The sequence below is a fragment of the Simiaoa sp. genome (assembly GCF_051972595.1).
Lineage (GTDB): Bacteria > Bacillota > Clostridia > Lachnospirales > Lachnospiraceae > Acetatifactor > Acetatifactor hominis.
On record NZ_JBOKRY010000021.1, the window covers coordinates 18,207 to 38,739 of the forward strand.

Here is a 20,533-nt window from a genome sequence, read left to right on the forward strand (position 1 = left end):
CTTGGAATGAATACTGATATCGAATTCGTGCAAAAATTCAATCTGGCTTACAACGCCATGTGCAAGCCTCTTTGCCAACAGCTAAAGCTGCCGCAGACAGCTTTTGATATTCTCATGTTCTTCGGCAACAATCCGGAATACCACACCGCCAGTGATATCGTGGAAATCCGCAGGATCAAGGCGAACCTGGTGTCCGTCAATGTGGACAAGCTGGTGCGAGAGGGGTACCTGGAGCGCAGAGAGGCTCCTGATGACCGCCGGAAGACTCTGCTGTTCTGCACGGAGAAAGCTCAGGATGTCGTCGAAAAAGGCCGTATGATACAGAGCATTTTCAAAGATACTCTGCTCGATGGCACTGATGAGGCAAGCAAAGAGATCTTTTTCAACATGCTTCATGTCATGGAAGAAAATATGGACAATATCCTGAAAGGAGCTAAATAAATGCAGATTTTAATCACAATTCTTGTCACTTTTTTCGCCGGTATGGGAGCCGGCCTGGGCACCGGTTTCGCCGGAATGAGCGCTGCTGCCGTCATCAGTCCCATGTTGATCACTTTCCTCGGCATGGATCCCTATATGGCTGTGGGTATCGCCCTGTCTTCGGATGTCCTCGCCAGCGCAATATCTGCCTATACTTATGCAAAGAACAAAAATATTGATATCAAAAACGGTCTGATCATGATGGGAAGCGTGCTGGTATTCACCGTCGTAGGCAGCTACGTATCCAGCCTGGTGCCTTCCGCTACCATGGGGAATTTCTCCGTGTTCATGACTTTCCTGTTAGGTATCAAATTCATCGTCCGTCCCGTAATGACCACCAAGGAAGCCATGCAGGGTGTCTCCGCGAAGAAAAGAGCCATCCAGTCTCTGGTATGCGGCATGATGATCGGCTTCATCTGCGGTTTCGTCGGTGCCGGCGGCGGTATGATGATGCTGTTGATCCTGACCTCTGTCCTGGGTTATGAACTGAAGACCGCTGTAGGAACCAGCGTCTTCATCATGGCATTTACCGCATTTACCGGCGCTGCATCCCATTTTGCCATCGGCGGTATGCCCGACTGGACGGTATGGATCCTGTGCGTTGTATTTACCCTGATCTGGGCGCGGATCGCTGCACTGTTCGCCAACAAGGCGACCCCTAAGACCCTGAACCGTGTCACCGGTGTGATCCTGGTGGTGCTGGGCATTGCAGTTATGTGTTTTCACCTGTTAGCCTAGCTGATTTCCTATACCTTGTGTATTTTCCGGCGGAGTGATCGTTGCATTGCTCCGCTGATTTTCTATGATCTTGCGGATTTCCGACAAATCCTTGGCAAAATAAATGCCTTCCTGTCTCTCCGGGGAGGACAATCCCATCTCCATCATATGTGATAACAGTGCTTTCAGGCTGTCATAATAGCCGTTAAGGTTATAGAGGATGCAGGGTGCCTCCAGATGCTTCAGTGACACCTTGGACATCACTTCGGCGATCTCTTCCAGCGTTCCGGTTCCGCCGGGAAAAGCAATAAATACATCTCCCAGTTCGATCATTCTCGTCTTGCGTTCTGTCATGTCCTTTGTGACGATCAGCTCCGTAATGGCATCATACTGATATTCCATATCAATGAAAAACTGCGGCTCCACGCCGATCACCTCTCCGCCTGCCTGTAATACGCTCTCCGCGATCTCTCCCATGAGACCGGATTTGGATCCACCGTATACCAGACGGTTACCGCTTTCACCGATCCAGCTTCCCAGCTCACGCACCGCTTTCCTCAGAGAAGGATCATTTCCTTCATTTGCTCCCAGATATACCGTAATATTCATCGTATTACCCTCCTGCTTCCAAGTATAAGGTCTTTCCTTTCTTTTGACAAGGTAGGAGCTACCGGCACGAATGTGAATGACGTATCGGTTGCGTTAATTCAGGCATAGTACATCTGCTGTCCGGATTCTGCTTTTACGTAAGCAATAAATTCTTCAGCCACATGGGACAGGGTATGATTTTTATTCCAGATCAGTGCATAGGACGCATGGGCATCGGGATGCTCCACTTCCCGCACACAGACATCCTTGTCCCGGATCAGGGAAGAAATGGATGCCGGATAAATAGAGATCCCGACTCCGTGCAGGCTCAGCTCATACGCATTCATCATATGAGCGATGCGCCCCCGGATCACCGGTGCATGCCCCGTTCCCTCGAACCATTTGTCGATCTCTCCCTTACGGGACTCTCGGGAAGGGATCAACAGGTCGTAGGGTAACAGTTCCGAAGGCTTTACCGGGTCATTTTCCTCCGCGTACAACGGATGTCCCTTGGGTATCACCGCCACCCAGGGTTCCTCATAGACCGGCAGCACCTCATATTCTTCTGTATTATAAGGTGCCGTGATCATGGCGATCTCGCACAATCCTTTCGTCACACGATTATTCACATCATCCGTGTTACCATTCCACAGATTATACTGCACATGGGGATGTTTCTGCCCGAATCCCGCGATCCATTCCGCAAAAAGTCTGGGGCCGCAGCCCTCTACCGACGCAATGTATAATGTCCCCTGCAGTCCTTCCTTGCGTTCTCTGACATCCTCCTCCGACCGGTTCACCAGGTCCAGGATCTGATTCGCATATTGCAGGAAAAGCTCTCCCTCTTCTGTCAGGGACACTTTATGGGGCGTCCGAAGGAACAATGTCGTCCCCAGCTCCGCCTCCAGATCCTGGATCTGGCGGCTTAAGGGCGGCTGTGCGATCGCCAGCTGCTCCGCGGCTTTCGTGAAGCTTTTCTCCTCCGCCACTGCCTTGAAATACCGGATATGCCGCAATTCCATCTTCCCAGCATCCTCCTTCCATGCTTTTTCCAAAAACCAGCTTAATCATTCTATTTGTGTAACATGTTGTATTTTCTTCTACTATACCTTTTAGGTATTATTATACTTCTATTATATGTATTTCACATTATAAGCGCAATATGGTAAATTATAATCATCAAAAGGAAGTCAGGCCTGACCCCTTAAGCGTAACAACAAAGTCAACAGTTCATTTGTCTTGGAAAGGTTAAGGGTGAATATCATGAAGAAGATTATGGAAAAGATTAACGAGTTTTTTGACGAGTATTACAAGAGCTTCGCTGAGAAGTTCTAAGTAACAAAGTATCCTTTATTTTATGATAGAAGTGTGTTTTTCACGCTCATATACACAGAGAAAAACAGCAGATCTGGCGGGATCTGCTGTTTTTATATTATCAGTTTCCATTTTCCACAAACTTCATCTTAATGATCTCCTGCAGACTTCTCGGCTCATAGTCCATCCAAGGCTTCATACATCCCCCAGGATATATACGGTATCGCCGTTATTCACCTTTTCATTCCACCGTTTTACGATCTCTGTATGCATTTCCTCCAGATCCCGGAAGGGACGGTCATCGAAACGTATCGCCGCTTCATGAAACAAATGCAGATCACTGATATAATAATTCATATTGTTCCCTCCCATTCCACATTCGCCACAGATCCCTAATATCAATTCCCTTTATTGGGGATATCGTTGGTATTTACACTTTAAAGATAATATACTCCAAGAATTATTTCAACCTCCTATTCCGGGCGTGGTTATGATATAAATCTTCTATGATGTTGTCCGTATCCATAACACCCTCCTTCCTGAAAAATAATCGCTGCAACGTTATTTTATATATTAGACGCTGTCGTTGCAAATTCTCGGAGTGAAAAATTAAAAAAAGAGACGACTGTTGATGATGATAGCCGTCTCTCGTTATTATACCTGTTTCGTTCATTATTCAATTCAAACGAATCCTCTGACCGGGATAAATCTTGCTGATATTTTTAATCTGCGGATTCTTGCGGATCAGATCTGCCAGGGGCATATGGTACCTGACCGCGATCCGTGACAGGGCATCGCCCGCTTTTACAATATATTCTCCGTCGGTGTGTACCGCTGTCTCCTGCGGAATCGCCCAGGTCACAGTGACCAGATATTCTCCGCCCAGTTTCAGTCCAAACATTGCCCGTCCGTCTGCGTTCACACGATAAGAACCGCAATAGTCAAGGCTGCCGGTCTGCGCATTGTACCGGTACAGATTCGCATAATTGCCTGCATACTCAGCGCCCACATTTACATGCAGATTCACAAGCACTGCAAAGGCACCGCTGTCATATACGGACAACTGCAGATTTTTCAGACTTCCTGTCTCTTTGGTGCTGCATATTTTATCGGAAAGTGTTCCGTCCGCAACTGTCAGGTTCATGGAGTTCAGATTGTTCAGCGCATTTCTGTCTACGTCCTGCCCGCTGATGCTCAGAGCGATTCCGTTGCCGCTGTGGAATGCCAGCGTCTGTCTCAGACCGGCAAGCTGCTGTAATACCGACGTAGCGACCCGATTCTCACCCCGGACGGTATAATTCAGATTTCCTTCTCCGGTAAGGGGCTGCCGCATATCCGCTGCTACCTGCTCCCAGTCCACGATCTTCACATCCGCGCTGCTGTCTGTGGAGCTGCCGGAACCACTGTTATCGGAATTACCGCTCTGCCCCGGTGTCGGTGTAGGGGTCGGCACCGGTGTAGGAGTCGGCTCCGGGAGTTCAATAGTATAGGTGAATGTCTGTACTTCACTGTCCTGCATACGGTCTTTGACCGCGATGGCTTTAATCGTGGTAGCGACACTCTCTCCTGCTGTTCCTGTCACAGCGATCGGTACGGTATATATCTCCCCATTCGTCTTGTCCGGCTCCGTTCCGTCGGTAGTATAATAGATCGTGGCTCCTTCGGTGGCGGAGGATAAGATAACACTCTGATTCTTCGTATAAGTTCCGCTTGCTACACTTGCCGTAGGCGCCTCAACCGTCTCCATGGCCCAAATGGTGATGGTAATATATGTAACCGGATCTACTTCTTTCATATCCAAATTGTCTAAACCGGAAACATTACCTTTTAATGTTACTGTCTGCTTGGTTATCACCGCCGGATCATAGCTTCCGCTTACAGGTGATTTGGTATCCCAGGTAACATCTGCTTTATTGATGGTGCTGCCTTTTGTCTCGATGGCAACCTGCGTGGGCAGGTTCATATCTTCATACGCAGTGCCGTTTGCTACCGTGATGGGCTCGGGAAAATCAATACTTATCAACTTATCCTTCTTGAACTCAAACTTTACGGTTATAGTGAGCGTTCCATCCGGATTTAGTACTTTCCCATCATTTCGTTCTTCGGTATTTATATTGAGAACTGTATTTTCCGTAAAAATATATCCATCCGCAGGGGTAAAGGTGATCTGTGCCTTGCAGGTGTCCGGATAATAACCTGCTATTTCTTTATCCCATGTAATTTTCGCTTCTGCAACTCCTTCCGCATAACAGCTAATCTGTTTGCTAAGCTCTTCGCCCTCTATCGGGGCTTTAATGTTTGCACTAATTATGCTAACTATCTCTTTCTTCGCAGCATTCACTGCGTAGGTTACATTGTCCTCCGTGGTTTCCAGCCAGATCTTGCACTTTGAAAAGTCACTCGAAGACATGTCCAATTGGGTCATAATATCAGTGGCATTATATGTACATGCGGAACTCTCCAAAGGTGCGCTTCGGTAATACCAGTCCTTCGTTCCATCATTTCCTTGTACCATCAGCACCACATCATTGGTGGTACTTCCCTTGACTGCAATAATTTCTCGTGAACCAATAATATAGTTTACCGTACCGATATTTTTATCGCTTCCATCCAGACGCAGAGTCATTGCCGTTCCGTCTGCAATCTCGCCGTATGCCGCACCGCCGGAGGCACGAGCTGCCGATGCGAAGAGGACAGAAGAGAGGTTCAGGTTGGAGGCAGGGCGAACACCTCTGCTATACTGAACTAGTATACCGCCAATCCGATATAAACCCGGGCACGCACAAAGTGCGTGATTTACCAGGCTATCGCTTGGAGTGCGTAACCAAAAATCTGTATTATTACCACAAAAAGTTACATCTAATTCTTTATCATTATTACTCCCTACATACATCTTTTGATAATAATCCTGATCCTCTGAAGCAAGAGCATACAACTTATCCGAAGTAGTATAATCCTTTTGATTCAATACATCTTTCGTTATAATGGTTGTCTCCTGCATTAGAGATTTTTCAGCTACAGAAAAATAGGTATTATTATCCACACTTACCATACCCTGTAATGTTTGTCTTAACACACTGGCTCCATAATGGTTCGGATGTACCGGATATTCTTGATTGCCTTCTTTGTATGTATTACCATTGTTATTCGAATCAAACATACCTGTTGTCATCGATTCTGTCGCAAAAATGACTGCATTATCCACTTCTACTCCATTATCTTTTCCCAGGACATACCATTCCTGTGCATTCCCCTGATCATTCTTACCAAACACCAATTTCGCACTGCTGTCCGGTGAAAAATTCATCAGCTGATCCTTCGTCGCATAGACCGTTGCCTTAAGCCCCGACTCCGTGCTTTCTTCCGCCTGTACCCTACTCACATTTCCCGGTGCCATCGGCGCAATCCCCACTACCATTGCCGCCGAAAGTGCAATTGCCAGACCTCTTTTCAATCCCTTTTTCATCTCTTTTGTCCTTCTCATAGCTGTCCCCTTTGTAGGAATTTATCCTTTGTTACTTTCGCTTCCTTATCCGTATCCCCGATTACCCATGTCGTCGTGATACTTGCAGTCTCATTTTATATTACAACACCTTCCTTTTCCCCGTCAAGACGATTTTCCCTTTTCCTCCCTACTTCCCCACATACAAAAAGCTCCAAACGCTGTTTATCAACGTTTGGAGCTTTTTGTATTTTGTAATCTGAAAGTTACCGGCAAATTACTATGCCCAAAAAGGAATGTATTTCATATATCTAGGTGCCGTATTTGGATCTAAAGGCTTTTTTACAATTTTGTTTTGAAGTATCTCTATTTTGAGTTACAAAAAACGCTGATATTAGCAAAAATGCTCCTGATAAAATCAGGAGCATTACTACATCTATTATGAGATTCCTTGTTTTTCAGCTTTATAGCCTATTCGGGAAAGCGAACCTACTCTCGTTTGGGAACTCCAACCGTGAACCGAACGACCACGATCTTCCTCATTCAATTAGATTATAACAGGGAATTTTTAGAAATCAATATTTTATTCCCTTTTCGGTTGCATGCCTTTTCCATTCATTTTTCGTCAGCACCTCTAACGGCAATAACCTCTGTGGGCCGTTTTCATCCTCCTCATATCCCCAGGAGTATCCCGCTAGGAATTCGAGTTTATTTCCATTCATTCGGGAAGGCAGATCCACCAGGTAAGTATAGGCAGTCCACTTCAAATGCTTACATCCAGCCAAATTACAGCAAGGCGCATCAAATATTTCTGCCGGATAGCCATACGCAAAATACGGATTGCCTTTTTCCAGATTCTCATCGCTGACATCTATGGAAAACTCCCTGTTTTCCCCGTGATTTTCAATTCTTTCCACGAACTGAATAAACCCGCAGGATCTCCGGTAACCGGTCGCATTCATATGTTCAAAATAACCATGCATTACGGGATATCCCGTGCAACATATTTTATCTATCGGAAATCCATGAAGGGCATCATAGCCAATTTCCCTGGGATCTGTGCCTTGTTTGTATTCTACTGTAAGCATTTCTTCTATGCCATGGAGTGTAAAAGGAATTGTTACTCTGCTCTTCAGCGCGCGATACACTTCTTCATGTGTCATTCTCTCGTTACTATTTTCTGCCAGCAAATCTGCCTCGTCTAATGCTTGTTCCACGGTAAATCCAGTATCTTCCATAATGTTTTTCACATTGACCGCCTGCTTTTCCCTTACATATTCCCTTACATATTCCTTTGCATATTCCTCTACCGCTTCACTCATGATATCATACTCTCCATTCTACTCCTCCACTACAGGCAAGTTCTTTTTCACTTTCTGCACTACCATTTTATCACATTAATCTTTTGATTACACATTTTTCATTTCATTACAATTCACATTGAACATCATTAAAATTATTGAATAAAATTCAATCCCTTGACATATAATTATATTATAATTATAATTTAATTATGAAAGGTATTAGTTTTGAATGGGATGATAATAAAGCAGCCATCAACGAGGCAAAACATCACATTTTCAGAAGCCAGCACTGTATTTGCGGATGAAAATGCCATTTTGTTTGACGATCCCAATCATTCACAAGAGGAAGAAAGGTTTATGATGTTGGGGCTAAGCGATCACGCAAAAATGTTAATTGTATGTCATTGTTATCGCGGTATGGATGATGTTATTCGTATTATCTCCGCCAGAAAAGCAACCAAGAATGAAACAACTCAATACTACAAAATTAACGAAAGGTGGTAAATCAATGGAAAAAGAATACGATATCGAAAAATTAAATCCCAGAAAAAATCCCTATGCAAAGCGTGTAAAAAAGCAGATTACTATTAACATTGATGGTGATACCATTGATTTCTTCAAGGCAAAATCAGAAAAATGTGGTATTCCCTATCAAACACTAATTAATCTGTATTTGTCAGATTGCAAAGAGCAAAACAGAGAATTGGAATTAAAATGGAACTAGCCCAACATTGTACAAGGATGTCAGCAATGCCGACATTCTTGTTTGTTTATATAGGATAAATTCAAAAATAGGAGAAACGCTGTAAAATCAACGTTTCTCCTACTCTTAAATTGATGCTGGTGGCCGGACTTGAACCGGCACGGAGTTGCCCCCGAGGGATTTTAAGTCCCTTGCGTCTGCCTATTCCGCCACACCAGCGGACGCATTGCGTTATACTCGACTGCATGGACTTACGCGCTAAGCACTGTTCCATTGAGCTCATCAACGCAAATGGATGGAGGTGGATTCGAACCACCGAAGCAATTTGCAGCAGATTTACAGTCTGTCCCCTTTGGCCACTCGGGAATCCATCCATGTCAGGCAAAGTGCCCTAACAATGTGAAATTGTAGCATATGTTCACACAAATTGCAAGATATTTTTTATTATTTTAGTGTAAAAGTTCAGCCATGGGATGACAGAAGCGACGATTGGGTGCTCGCACTCAAAGCGTGCTAACGCAACTTTACGAATGGTGCAGGCTGAACTGCTTCAATATAGTACAGATAAAAAGGATACTGCGCCAGCTGCATCTGCCCGTAATCAGTCACCCGATATCCATCCTGCTGTAATCCGGCAACAGCCTCATCGCTCATGGCATCTGGTGTAAAGTACCAGAATCTGTCGGATTCTGCCTGGTTGTAATCGCCGTTTACGATCTCATTATCGGGGTAATAATAATACAGTACTGTCCATCCGAGGTGTTTCACTCCGTTGGTGACCATCTGCACATCCTCTTCGGGCGTGCCGATCAGATCCAGGGTCTTGTCAGTCTCTACCTTCTGCTGTTCATAACTGTCATAGCATTCCCGGTAATTCTGTATTCCCATGCCAAACATTACAAGCAGTAACAGCACAAACAGCAATCGGGCTGACAGCTCCAAGCCCTTCCAGGACCGGTTCCCCAGCTCCGTCACCTGTTCCAGCAGACGGCTGCTGCCGATGACCAGCATCATGATCGCCACTGCACTTAACGGATACAGATATCTCTGTGCCAGCATCGGTGCCATTACAACACTCAGCAGATACGCAAATGCCAGCGTTCCTAGGATCGTGCAGGCACCTACTACCATGGCATATGTTTTGTCAGACCATCTTTTCACTGACGGCTTCTGCAGACGAATACCCTCTTCTCCCGTGGAAAACAGAGACGAATCCGCCACCAGCGTCACTATCAGCAATACTAACAGCAGCGGAAATACGATTACATTCATCCTCCTGCCGCTCATGACGATCTCCAGGCTCTTATCCAGTCCGAGGATCTCCGTCATCCACCAGCCTCCGCTGACGGTCCGAAGACCCGCATAGAGGAAATACAGCCAGGGTACATAGCCGATGAAAAAAGCTACAATCGCCAGCACACCCTTTTTCCAGGTCTTACCACGATATTTGATCCAGACTGCCACTCCGGTGAAAAACATCATAATTCCCACCGCTACCAGTGCATAATAATGCGAATATGCCGCAGCCAGTGCCCACAGCACCATTCCAACCCAGGTCTTCCTGCTGCCGTCTGCAATAACCCGGTAAGAGCAATAGAAACAGCCCATGACGCATAAAAATGCGAGCGCATACATACGCACTTCCAGATTATATTCCAGGCACGCCTGTCCCAGTCCGGATATCATCACGAAAAATGCAACAGGCAGCATGCCAAAACGCTTCCGCACCACAGTCAGCGCCAGCACCAGTCCAATGACAAAAGGCACCAGGGATGCCAGATGGAATACCGGAACGCTGAATCCGAACAGTGTTCCGAACAGTTTCAGCCAGTAATAATACAGCGGCGGATGATTGTCCCAGTAATACATTACCTGAAGGATACCGCCGACGCTCTTATGTGCAGTATTTGCAGAAAAAGCTTCGTCGCCCCACAATACACGGTCGGACATCATGCTGAAATTCAGGTACACCATAAAAGCTGTGGCTGCCAGCATCACTGCCGGAGCTATGTATCTGCAGATGATCTTCCATACTTTGCTGTCTGCGATTTTTCCGAACACCTTCCGGATCTTCTCATGTTTGCCGGCTTTCGCCTCTTCCACGAACAGTTCACAGATGGTATATGCCAGCATGATGCAGATCTCCAGGATCAGCACTTTGACTGCATATTCTCTGGATTCGATGAGTTTTCTCCAGATCGTATTGTCATCATTGCCGGTCAGGGAAAGCAACACCCAGGGTCCAAAAAACATGATCATCAGGCACGATGCATAACGAAGAACATACCCTCCTTTACTGCCGGTTACTGCTTTCCCGGTGCTTCCGTTATTTTTTAAAACATATTGCCGCCAGATCCCTAAGGATACTAACGGCAACAGCAAGGTAATAATGATGGTAAACATCTAAAATCCTCTCTGTCTTTGGTAAATTGTTATTCCTACACGAATTTCAGGATCGTTGCGGAAGTCTGGGGCATCTCGATCAGGATCTTACCTGCCTTGATCTCATACTCCTCGCCTTCCATACAATATCCGTCATCTCTGGACTGCAGGATCACTTTCATCTTGCCCGTCTTGGGAGTTCCGATCTCCCATACGTGGATCTCCTTGGTGATCGGATGATAATTATTGTTGATCAGGATCGCACACTGTCCCTTGCGGTTAAAACGCCCGTAGGAGATGAAGTTATAATCATTCTCCAGCATTTTCAGGGAACCTGTACGCAGTTCCTCGTTCTCACGGCGCAGGCGGATAATATCCTTGTGAAACGCCAGTAACACCTGATCCTCATGTCCCCAGGGATAGGTTCTCCGGTTGTCGGGATCCGTGAATCCGCAGACGCCCGCTTCATCTCCGTAGTAGATCGTCGGTGCGCCCGTCCAGGTCATCTGGATCACAACGCCCTCCCGAAATACTGCCTTATTGATGCCCTGCTCTGCAGCCTGGGGGCCTAAAGTATTGGTACGTCCCACCTTATGGTTCGTTCTCGTCAGGAAACGGGAATGATCATGGTTGGACAGTTCATTCATAGCCACCTGCCAGCTGGGCATGGAAAAACTGGAGGTATGATGCCGCATGGCTCCCCAGAAGCTCTCTGCATTACCAAGCAGGTCCTCTCTATAATCATCGCTGTGCTTCTCCATACCGGTGAGGAACCAGGTCACAGGCTCCATGAACGCATCGTAGTTCATGACAGTATCCCATTCGTTGCCCTGTAACCAGTCTCTGGTATTACCGTAATGCTCTGCCAAAATAATAGCCTCCGGATTGGCCTCTTTTACCGCTTTCCGGAATTCCTGCCAGAAATGATGATTGAACTCCTGGCTGTGACCTAAGTCTGCCGCCACATCCAGTCTCCATCCGTCCACATTATAGGGCGGAGATACCCATTTTTTTGCAACGTGAAGAATGTAATCCATCAATTCCTGAGAACCTTCGTAATTCAGCTTCGGCAGGGTATCATGTCCCCACCATCCGTCATAGGAATTGTTATAGGGCCATGCTGCCTGATTGTGGAAATCAAAATAATTCCGGTAAGGACTGTCTGCGCTGACATAAGCACCCTTGTCATAGCCTTCCGCATTCTCGTAGATACGTTCTCTGTCCATCCATTTATTAAAGGATCCGCAGTGGTTGAACACACCGTCCAATATGACTCTCATGCCTCTGCGGTGCGCCTCGGCCACTACCTGGGCAAACATCTCGTTGCTCGCCTCTAAATTTGCCTTATTGGTCACACGGTCGATATAACGGGACGCGAAACGGTTCTCCCGCTGTCCGTCCAAAAGCAGATCACCCTCGTCGCTGACAATCTTACCCAAATGGGGATCAATATAATCATAGTCCTGAATATCGTATTTATGGTTGGATGGGGATACGAACAGAGGGTTAAAATAAATTACCTCAACGCCCAGCTCCTGCAGGTAGTCCATCTTGTCCAGCACGCCCTGCAGATCTCCGCCGTAGAACTCGCGGACATCCATCTGTGCAGGATACCGTCCCCAGTCCTCTACACGGTGCACCGGCTCCCCGATATAGCAGTATTCATTGGTCAGCACATCGTTGGAAGGATCGCCGTTGCAGAAACGATCGGTATAGATCTGGTACATTACCGCACCTTTTGCCCAGTCGGGAGTATGGAAGCCGGGAATGATGATAAAGTCATAATACTCGTTGACCTCCTGCACCAGTCCTCTCATATCAAAAATACCCGTGATCCTGCCGGTCTGTACCTCAAAATAGTAAGATACCTTCTGGTCATCCAGACGCATCACATACGCATAATAATCAAAATCATTATCGCTCTCCACTCGTACCATAAGGTGCTTCTGCCCACCGCTTACGAGGAATATCCTGTCCACGTTGTTCCTGGCGGTACGGAAACGGATCGTCACCTCGGAATATGGTTCCGGCTCTTCCGGGATCACATACTCCGCACTTGTATCCGTAAAAAGAGCTCTTCTATTAAATACAGGCCTCATGGCAGCAATATACTGCTGATTATATTCTGTTCGACGTAATAGCTCCAGATCCATAGTATCTATCCTTTCTGAGACTAATGTCTTATTATTTATATTATACTCCTGCTATTCTTACCTGTGCAGCACACACATATGTAATTATACCCTTTTTCCTTACATCTGACAACATCCTGACTTGTTTTTGAACGGTAAAAAGGACAGTCTTGGGAGGACTGTCCTTTTTAGAGAAGGTATTTCTTTCTTATGGGGTATAGCAAAAAACTATATAATGTATTGGGGGGGTTACGAGTATTATAATAGCATGCACTACTATTTTTGACTATTCTCAAAATTCACAAATATTACAAAAATGCATATTTGTTTTTGTTTATTTTTCACAAAAGAGGTTTGTACAATACTACCAAATCTACGAAACACCCTCGAAAACCTTTTCCTATACGAAAAGTGCTTCAAATTCTTCTCTGTTGATCTTTTCCTTTTCTAACAGAAGCTTAGCACAACTGTGAAGTACATTCTCATGCTGCATAATAATGTCTTTTGCCTTGGTATAGCAGTCATCTATGATCCGCTTGACTTCCTTATCGATCTCACCGGAAATCTCCTCACTGTGAGCCTTGGCATGTGCCAGATCCTTACCAATGAATACTTCATCATCGTCATCATCATAGCAGATGACTCCGATATTATCGGACATTCCGTAACGGGTTACCATACGGCGGGCTGTCTTGGTGGCTTTCTTAATGTCACTGGATGCGCCGGTGGTAATATCTCCGAAGATGATCTCCTCTGCGATACGTCCGCCCAAAGATACCATGATATCCTGGAGCATACGGCTCTTGGTGGCAAACATCTCATCCTTTTCCGGCAGAGGCATGGTGTAACCGGCTGCCCCTACGCCGGTAGGAATAATGGATACGGTGTAGACAGGTCCCACATCCGGCAGCAGATGGAACAGGATGGCATGACCTGCTTCGTGATATGCCGTAATCTTCTTCTCCTTGTCGGAAATAATGCGGCTCTTCTTCTCCGCACCGATTCCTACTTTGATAAACGCCCTCTTAACATCTTTATTCGCGATAAAGGAACGATTCTCCTTCGCTGCGATGATCGCTGCTTCGTTCAACAAATTCTCCAGATCCGCTCCGGTGAATCCTGCGGTAGTCTGTGCGAGCTGTTGTAGATTTACATCATCTCCTAAGGGCTTATTCTTCGCATGTACCTTCAGTATTTCTTCTCTGCCGCCCACATCCGGAGTCCCTACCGCTACCTTACGGTCAAATCGTCCGGGACGCAGGATCGCAGGATCCAGAATATCCACACGGTTCGTAGCTGCCATGACAATAATGCCTTCGTTGACACCGAAACCATCCATCTCTACCAGTAACTGGTTCAGGGTCTGCTCTCTCTCATCGTGTCCGCCGCCCATACCGGTACCACGGCGTCTTGCCACGGCATCGATCTCATCGATGAACACGATACAGGGTGCATTGTGCTTCGCTTCTTCAAACAGATCACGCACACGGGATGCACCGACACCGACGAACATTTCCACGAAATCAGAACCTGAGATGCTGAAAAAAGGTACTCCTGCTTCTCCTGCCACAGCTTTCGCCAGCAGCGTCTTACCGGTTCCGGGAGGTCCCTCCAGCAGAACACCCTTGGGTATTCTCGCACCGACACCGGTGTATTTTCCGGGCTCTTTCAGGAAATCAACGATTTCCTCCAGTTCCTCTTTTTCCTCCTTCAGACCGGCTACCTGTGCAAAGGTGACGCTCTTGTCACCCATGGACATTTTGGCCCGGCTCTTGCCAAAGTTCATCATTTTACCGTTACCGCCACCGGCCTGCTGGGCATTCATCATCATGAAAAGGAAGACACCCACAGCCAGTACTACCAGCATCGGCAGCATATAAGTAAGGAACCAGTTCTCTCTCTCAATGTCATTCACTACGGGGTCAAATCCGTACTCGCGGACCAGTGTCTCCAGCTCGGTGATATCCGTAGCATACAGCTTATGATTCAGTCCGTTCTTCATCTGGATCTCCAGATAGCCGGTAGGGGCTTCTCCATTAGGCTGTATTACGATCTCAGATACATTTCCGGCATCCAGATCCGCGATAAATTCTGCTCTGGTATATTCCTCTTCCCGACCGCTCAACAGGTTAAGTCCTACGATCACCATGACCAGAAGTATGATAAATATAAAATATGAGTTAATTGTTCTGCCGTTTTGTTTCAACTTCACGGGCCTCCTGCATCTTCGTATTGCTTAATCGAATTCTACCACACCGATGTAAGGCAGATTACGATATCTCTGATCATAATCCAGACCGTAGCCCACTACGAATTCATCGGGAATATTAAATCCTGTATAATCTACATGAACATCGATGACTCTTCTCTCCGGCTTATCCAACAGCGTGCACAGACGTAAGGAAGCAGGTCCTCTGTCACGAAGCATCTCTAACAGATAGCTTAAGGTTCTTCCGCTGTCTACGATATCCTCTACTACGATAACGTCCTTATCCTTCAGGGATTCATCCAGGTCTTTTACGATCTTTACCACACCGCTGGACTTGGTGTCGCTGCCATAGCTGGATACAGACATGAAATCCAGAGATACGGGAACGGTGATACGCTTTGCCAGTTCACACATGAAGAAGCTGCCGCCCTTCAATACGCATACAAGGTGTACCTGCTTACCTGCATAGTCCTTACTGATCTGTTCTCCGATCTCCTGAATTCTCTTATCTACTTCCTCTTCTGTCAACAGTACTCTGATATGTTCTGCCATTTTCTTTTGTCTCTTCGCTCTTAGGCGAACTCCTTTCTTATTAATTGTACCTTTAAAATACGTTTTGTATTCTCCGTAACTTTATAATATTCGCTGATGCGATATCCCATGACCCACAGCACATGATCTTCCTCCGCCAGGATCGGCAGTCTGTCACGTTCCTCCCGTGGAATTTTCTGATCGACAAAATAGCTTTTTAATGATTTACGGATCATTCCTCCTCTGCCGTCTGCAATGGTCAGATAGTCTCCTGTCTGCCTTGTACGTATCGTTGGACATTTTTTTATTTTATCATAATCAAACCATTTCGTATACTGATTTGTGGGAACTTCTTGGTTTTTTTCAGATCCATGAGGCACCTCACATACAGAATATTGCAGTGTTCCCAGGGTGCATTCCACTGTTTTCATCTGTCCGGGAACCATATCCTTATCCCGCTGCTGCCAGAGCGGCATTGCAACAGCAGTCTGCATGCCACTGTCCGTTTTTTTCGTTATCTGACTCGCCTGTGTCGTCAGGATGACCTGTTCATATTGCCGCCTGCCGCGGATTCCGAAGGGAAGACAGATCGTCCGGTTTCCTTCCTGTGTAAACAATGTCAGAAGTTCCGCAATATGCTGATAGGTGATGTCTTTCTGCCCGGGGGAAAGTCTTTTTACCTCTTCATACAAAAGTCTTTTACGGATCACCGGATGCAGCGTCAGAAAAGGTTCCACCGCGATATACACCTCTTGTGCCCGACTGCTCACATCCGGCTGCAGCGCACTGCCCGGAGCCTTTATGCTCCGTATGCATCTGTTCACTGCCTCCGCCGTCTGAAGCTCCAGATAATCCTCCGTCTCCGCCAGCAACTCCGCTGTCTGGTTCATATGTGTCACACAGCCCCGCGCAATATTCTGCTCCGCATAGGGTAAAATATGATGCCGGATCCGGTTCCTGGTGTAATCGTCCTCATCGTTGGTAGCATCCTTACAGAAGAAAATTCCCTGCTGTGTTAAAAAGTCTTCGATCTCCCATCTCTCGAGACACAGGATCGGTCGTATGATGTTATCCCGCACCGGCAGTATGCTCGCCAGTCCCCGGATCCCACTGCCCCGGAACAGATGAAACAGCTGGGTCTCGCTGCGGTCGTTGCTGTTGTGCGCCACCGCGATCTTCGTGGCTCCCCAGTCCTTCGCCGCCTGTTCAAAGGCTTCATACCTCGTTCTGCGTCCGGCTTCCTCCTCGGAGATTTTCTCCCGTCCGGCTCTGTCCCGTACATCCGTCCGGGTCAGGAAATAGGGGATTTTTCTCTCCTCGCAGAGCTTCTCGACATACCGGGCATCCTCTCCTGCCTCGGCACGGATCCCGTGATTCACATGTACTACAGCAATATCGATCGGACATATTTTCTGCCATTCCAGCAACAAAAATAAGAGGCAAACCGAGTCTGCCCCTCCGGAGACGCCTGCCACCACACGATCGTGCGCCTGCAGCATACGGTGTTCTCTGATATATGCAAATACTTTTTCTCGCGTATCCATCCATGTATTCATGTTTTTACTCTATCCTAATTATGCGGAAAAATCAAGGCAGCAATCACGCATTCTCCCACAAGTACAGCACAAACACTGTCATATCATCCCGGATCCTGCCTCCGCAGCTGCATATGGCATAAGAAAGTATCTTCTCTGCAATCTCCTGGGGATTCTGTTCTTCCAGCATATCGATCCTATTCCGCATACGCTCCTCACAGTCATCTTCCAGTGCATCCAGCACGCCGTCCGTCATCATGACTAACATTTCTCCCGGTTTCAGCGTCCGTATGCTCCGCTCAGTCTGTGCCTTCTGAAATATGCCAAGAGGCAGACTGTCTCCGCCGATGTATTCCGTACCACTTCTTCCCTTGATAAAAGTAGCCACTCCGCCCACCTTACAGATCTCACATTCTCCGGTATACAGATCCAGACTGCAGATATCCACAGTAGGATGATCCCCCTCTTCGTTTTGGGCATATAATGCGGAATTCAACATATTTACAGAAGCTTCCGTATCGAATCCGGCTTCCAGCATTTTCTCCATGAGATCCAATACCCTGCCACTTCCCCGGCCGGCATCTTCCCCGGCGCCGGTGCCGTCCGACAATAGCAGTATCAGCCTGCCCCTCTCCGACTCCAGCATCGTATACTGATCGCCTGAGATTTTCTCCCCCTCTTTCAGTGCCCGGCTCACACCGGTGAGAGCTACATATCCCGGTTCCTCCGTGAACAGGAAGCAATGGGGCTCCTTTTCGATCAGATAGGGACTCCCCGGCGATGGCTGCAGCCGCTTCCCCAACAGTACCGTCAGCATATCCGCCGCCTGCGAAGCTTTGCATCCGGATCGTTCCGTGGAAAGTGTCATACTGATGCCTCCCGGTATGCTCTTTTTCCGGACATAACATAATTCCCTTGCCTGGATTCCCTCACTACCAAACGCCTGCGTCAGACTTTTTCTTTTTTTCTCTTCTAACGGAAGGTAGACCAATTCCTCTCCGGCGACCCGTTCCATGATCCTGGCCACGGTCTGTAAATGATCTCCCATGATCTGACGGCTCTGCTGAAGCATGTATTTTTCCAGAATGCTCTGCCTGTCATCCCCGACAATCCCCACTTCCTCACAAAAACTTTTCCCCAATTCTTCAAAGCTTTCCGCATATCCCAATAATCTCTGCCTGCAGAGCATGGACACCTGTGCACACTGTTCCTGTCTCGGATTTCTCTGTTCCTTTTTCCCTATAACCATGATCCTTCCCCTTTCTGCCTTCACGATTATAGGACGGTTGTTGTTTTCTTTTTGTCAAATTTAAGGATCCGGGTACTTCATTTTTTGCGACAAAAAAAGCAGGTCAACTTAAGAAAAAGTCTCCCTGCTTATTTATCCTCCTGAAAAAGGATCTCACCCTGATACACCAGCCCCAGCTTATCCTTGGCTACTTCCTCCACATAAGCCTTGGTCTGTGTGTACTTACGATACTCCTCGATCTGTTCCGTCCTGGTATTCTCCGCTTCGATCTGCGCGTTCAGGCCTGCAATCTGCATGTCGTATCCATCAATCTTCCGTTGTAATTCCACACTCCGCACTGCCACGACGACCATGATCATCAATACGACCAGACTCACTAAGAACATGCTGAACCGGTTCTGGTGCCGTCTCCTGCGGTAGGCTATTCTTCTCTTTGCCATGCGCGCATCTCCTTTTATAGAATATTTTAAGCATTTTCCACAGGCTCGTCAACTGCTTTTTTAGCCAACTCTTCACCGCCTGCGTTTTCCTGCGGATAGGGCTTAAGATGCTGTTAAGCAGTCCGGATACATATTTTACCAAAAGTGGGCTGAAGGTTCTGTGATACAGGTACATCCCCGCCAGCGCACCCAGTACGGCGAACCACCGCAGATTCCCATTACTCTCCCGAAACATCAGCAGGAACACTTCCCCTGCACAATAGATCCAGAACGCGATATCCTCCAGTGACACCATGATGCCACTGTGGACAAAGACTCTCCGCAGGATCCGCAGTATATCATATAGAAAAGTGATCTCCACACCCAGGAGAACGGCATGCAGCAGAAAAACATTCTCATTCATCAGCGGAACAGCCTGGTGAGAAGAGATTCCTGTTTTTCTCCGGATGCTGCGGTATCCGAATATACAAAGCTGTCGATCCTGCCGTCGATATCCACTTCCCCTTTATCCAGGGTCAGGCGGTTCACATGAAGCTCATTTCCGCGGATCATCAGCATCCCCTGCTCCGTCTCCAGCACAATCTCCCGCAGATCAAAAGAAAGCACATCGTTTACCCCGTTCACCGTGCAGGTCCGGCGATTCGTTATCGATATTTTATGCATGCGTCCTGCTGTATTTAAATCTTCCATATGTCCTCCCATCCTTGCCACACCTGTTCCACTGTACGGACTTATATTTCATCTTATGGTACAAAATGGGAATTTATACGTAAATTAAATATAACGGAAAAGTTCTTTTGCTGCTTCTTTTTTCACCGTCTCCTGCACATCCAGGACTTCCACCTTAACCTCTTTATTACCGAAAGAGATGGTGATGATGTCTCCCTCTTTTACGTTGGCAGATGCCTTCGCAGGCTTGTCATTGATCAATACTCTGCCGCTGTCACAGGCTTCATTTGCCACGGTACGCCGCTTGATCAGACGGGATACCTTTAAATATTTATCTAATCTCATGTTCCTATCCTCTTAATTCGTTCACAGATACAAAAGAGACCCGAAAGGTTGTCCTCTCGAGTCTCTGAAAATTCAGCTTCTATTAAGCGTTCAGCATATCCTTTAATGCCTTACCAGCCTTGAACTTAGGAGCCTTGGAAGCAGCGATCTTCATAGGCTTGCCGCTCTGAGGATTTCTACCCTCTCTTGCTGCTCTGCTGGATACTTCGAAAGTACCGAAGCCAACTAACTGAACCTTACCATCCTTCTTTAACTCTTCAGCAACAACATCGGTGAAAGCCTTTAATGCCTTCTCTGCGTCCTTCTTGGAAAGACCAGCCTGATCAGCCATAGCTGCAACTAATTCTGTTTTGTTCATATTGAACTCCTCCTATAATGAGTTTTCGTGATTAAATTTACGCTCGAAAATAGTTCTTTTGAAACGTCTATAAATATATATATCTGTTTTTATCCCTTTTGTCAAGGCATTTCCGCATATTTACGGCATTTCTCA

General features: G+C 46.8%; 20 protein-coding genes and 2 tRNA genes. 4 read left to right on the forward strand and 18 right to left on the reverse strand.

Annotated features, from left to right (window positions below; translation table 11 throughout):
- Nucleotides 1–6 precede the first annotated feature (6 nt).
- Together ACTRDR_RS09005 and ACTRDR_RS09010 are read left to right on the forward strand one after the other, a co-directional pair.
- A complete protein-coding gene (locus tag ACTRDR_RS09005; RefSeq protein ID WP_440527051.1) occupies nt 7–441 on the forward strand; it encodes a MarR family winged helix-turn-helix transcriptional regulator in 435 nt (144 codons plus the stop codon).
- Complete coding sequence (locus tag ACTRDR_RS09010; protein ID WP_440527053.1) at nt 442–1,218, forward strand: sulfite exporter TauE/SafE family protein; 777 nt, start codon at nt 442–444, stop codon at nt 1,216–1,218. It abuts the gene before it with no gap.
- On the opposite strand, the gene ACTRDR_RS09015 is transcribed toward ACTRDR_RS09010, so the two are convergent.
- The 5 genes from ACTRDR_RS09015 to ACTRDR_RS09035 form a co-directional block, all read right to left on the reverse strand.
- On the reverse strand, nt 1,210–1,806 hold the full coding sequence (locus tag ACTRDR_RS09015) for a TIGR00730 family Rossman fold protein (RefSeq protein WP_440527054.1): 597 nt from the start codon (nt 1,804–1,806) through the stop codon (nt 1,210–1,212). The genes ACTRDR_RS09010 and ACTRDR_RS09015 overlap by 9 nt on opposite strands.
- 98 nt (nt 1,807–1,904) lie before the next feature.
- The gene (locus tag ACTRDR_RS09020) at nt 1,905–2,807 is read right to left on the reverse strand and encodes a LysR family transcriptional regulator (protein ID WP_349211227.1); all 903 of its coding nucleotides are present in this window, start codon (nt 2,805–2,807) and stop codon (nt 1,905–1,907) included.
- A gap of 487 nt (nt 2,808–3,294) precedes the next feature.
- Nucleotides 3,295–3,456, reverse strand: coding sequence for a hypothetical protein (locus tag ACTRDR_RS09025; protein ID WP_440527056.1), 162 nt, complete (start codon nt 3,454–3,456; stop codon nt 3,295–3,297).
- Nucleotides 3,457–3,775: 319 nt separating this feature from the next.
- Nucleotides 3,776–6,583, reverse strand: coding sequence for a chitobiase/beta-hexosaminidase C-terminal domain-containing protein (locus ACTRDR_RS09030; RefSeq protein ID WP_440527057.1), 2,808 nt, complete (start codon nt 6,581–6,583; stop codon nt 3,776–3,778).
- Between the two features lie 533 nt (nt 6,584–7,116).
- On the reverse strand, nt 7,117–7,863 hold the full coding sequence (locus tag ACTRDR_RS09035; protein ID WP_440527059.1) for a hypothetical protein: 747 nt from the start codon (nt 7,861–7,863) through the stop codon (nt 7,117–7,119).
- 216 nt (nt 7,864–8,079) lie between these two features.
- Between ACTRDR_RS09035 and ACTRDR_RS09040 the strand changes: the two genes are divergently transcribed.
- Both ACTRDR_RS09040 and ACTRDR_RS09045 read left to right on the forward strand, forming a co-directional pair.
- Nucleotides 8,080–8,349 (forward strand): BrnT family toxin, encoded by a 270-nt coding sequence (locus ACTRDR_RS09040; RefSeq protein ID WP_440527085.1) that lies wholly within the window; start codon nt 8,080–8,082, stop codon nt 8,347–8,349.
- 4 nt (nt 8,350–8,353) lie between these two features.
- Nucleotides 8,354–8,569 carry a BrnA antitoxin family protein gene (locus ACTRDR_RS09045; protein WP_022153443.1) on the forward strand — a complete coding sequence of 72 codons (216 nt, stop codon included), beginning with the start codon at nt 8,354–8,356 and terminating at the stop codon, nt 8,567–8,569.
- Nucleotides 8,570–8,683: 114 nt separating this feature from the next.
- Here ACTRDR_RS09045 and ACTRDR_RS09050 read toward each other — a convergent pair.
- The 13 genes from ACTRDR_RS09050 to ACTRDR_RS09110 all read right to left on the reverse strand — a co-directional run bounded on the left by ACTRDR_RS09050 (nt 8,684) and on the right by ACTRDR_RS09110 (nt 20,398).
- Nucleotides 8,684–8,767, reverse strand: a tRNA-Leu gene (locus tag ACTRDR_RS09050).
- A 73-nt stretch (nt 8,768–8,840) separates the two neighbouring features.
- Nucleotides 8,841–8,922, reverse strand: a tRNA-Tyr gene (locus ACTRDR_RS09055).
- Nucleotides 8,923–9,061: 139 nt separating this feature from the next.
- Nucleotides 9,062–10,951 carry a hypothetical protein gene (locus ACTRDR_RS09060; protein WP_440527061.1) on the reverse strand — a complete coding sequence of 630 codons (1,890 nt, stop codon included), beginning with the start codon at nt 10,949–10,951 and terminating at the stop codon, nt 9,062–9,064.
- Between the two features lie 35 nt (nt 10,952–10,986).
- Nucleotides 10,987–13,083, reverse strand: a complete 2,097-nt coding sequence (locus tag ACTRDR_RS09065) for a glycoside hydrolase family 13 protein (protein WP_440527062.1) — start codon at nt 13,081–13,083, stop codon at nt 10,987–10,989.
- Between the two features lie 379 nt (nt 13,084–13,462).
- Complete coding sequence (ftsH, locus tag ACTRDR_RS09070; protein WP_440527087.1) at nt 13,463–15,268, reverse strand: ATP-dependent zinc metalloprotease FtsH; 1,806 nt, start codon at nt 15,266–15,268, stop codon at nt 13,463–13,465.
- Between the two features lie 30 nt (nt 15,269–15,298).
- On the reverse strand, nt 15,299–15,823 hold the full coding sequence (gene hpt / locus ACTRDR_RS09075) for a hypoxanthine phosphoribosyltransferase (RefSeq protein ID WP_022153439.1): 525 nt from the start codon (nt 15,821–15,823) through the stop codon (nt 15,299–15,301).
- A 20-nt stretch (nt 15,824–15,843) separates the two neighbouring features.
- Nucleotides 15,844–17,358 carry a tRNA lysidine(34) synthetase TilS gene (gene tilS / locus ACTRDR_RS09080; protein WP_440527063.1) on the reverse strand — a complete coding sequence of 505 codons (1,515 nt, stop codon included), beginning with the start codon at nt 17,356–17,358 and terminating at the stop codon, nt 15,844–15,846.
- 43 nt (nt 17,359–17,401) lie between these two features.
- Complete coding sequence (locus ACTRDR_RS09085) at nt 17,402–18,586, reverse strand: SpoIIE family protein phosphatase (RefSeq protein WP_440527064.1); 1,185 nt, start codon at nt 18,584–18,586, stop codon at nt 17,402–17,404.
- 128 nt (nt 18,587–18,714) lie between these two features.
- The gene (locus tag ACTRDR_RS09090) at nt 18,715–18,915 is read right to left on the reverse strand and encodes a septum formation initiator family protein (RefSeq protein WP_440527066.1); all 201 of its coding nucleotides are present in this window, start codon (nt 18,913–18,915) and stop codon (nt 18,715–18,717) included.
- Entirely contained in the window at nt 18,893–19,429 is a 537-nt protein-coding gene (gene yabQ / locus ACTRDR_RS09095; RefSeq protein WP_440527068.1) for a spore cortex biosynthesis protein YabQ, read from the reverse strand. Before yabQ ends, ACTRDR_RS09090 begins: the two co-directional genes overlap by 23 nt.
- On the reverse strand, nt 19,429–19,716 hold the full coding sequence (gene yabP / locus ACTRDR_RS09100) for a sporulation protein YabP (RefSeq protein ID WP_176864870.1): 288 nt from the start codon (nt 19,714–19,716) through the stop codon (nt 19,429–19,431). Before yabP ends, yabQ begins: the two co-directional genes overlap by 1 nt.
- 84 nt (nt 19,717–19,800) lie before the next feature.
- A complete protein-coding gene (locus ACTRDR_RS09105) occupies nt 19,801–20,040 on the reverse strand; it encodes a S4 domain-containing protein (protein ID WP_176864868.1) in 240 nt (79 codons plus the stop codon).
- 82 nt (nt 20,041–20,122) lie between these two features.
- On the reverse strand, nt 20,123–20,398 hold the full coding sequence (locus tag ACTRDR_RS09110) for an HU family DNA-binding protein (RefSeq protein ID WP_022153433.1): 276 nt from the start codon (nt 20,396–20,398) through the stop codon (nt 20,123–20,125).
- Between the last annotated feature and the right edge of the window lie 135 nt (nt 20,399–20,533).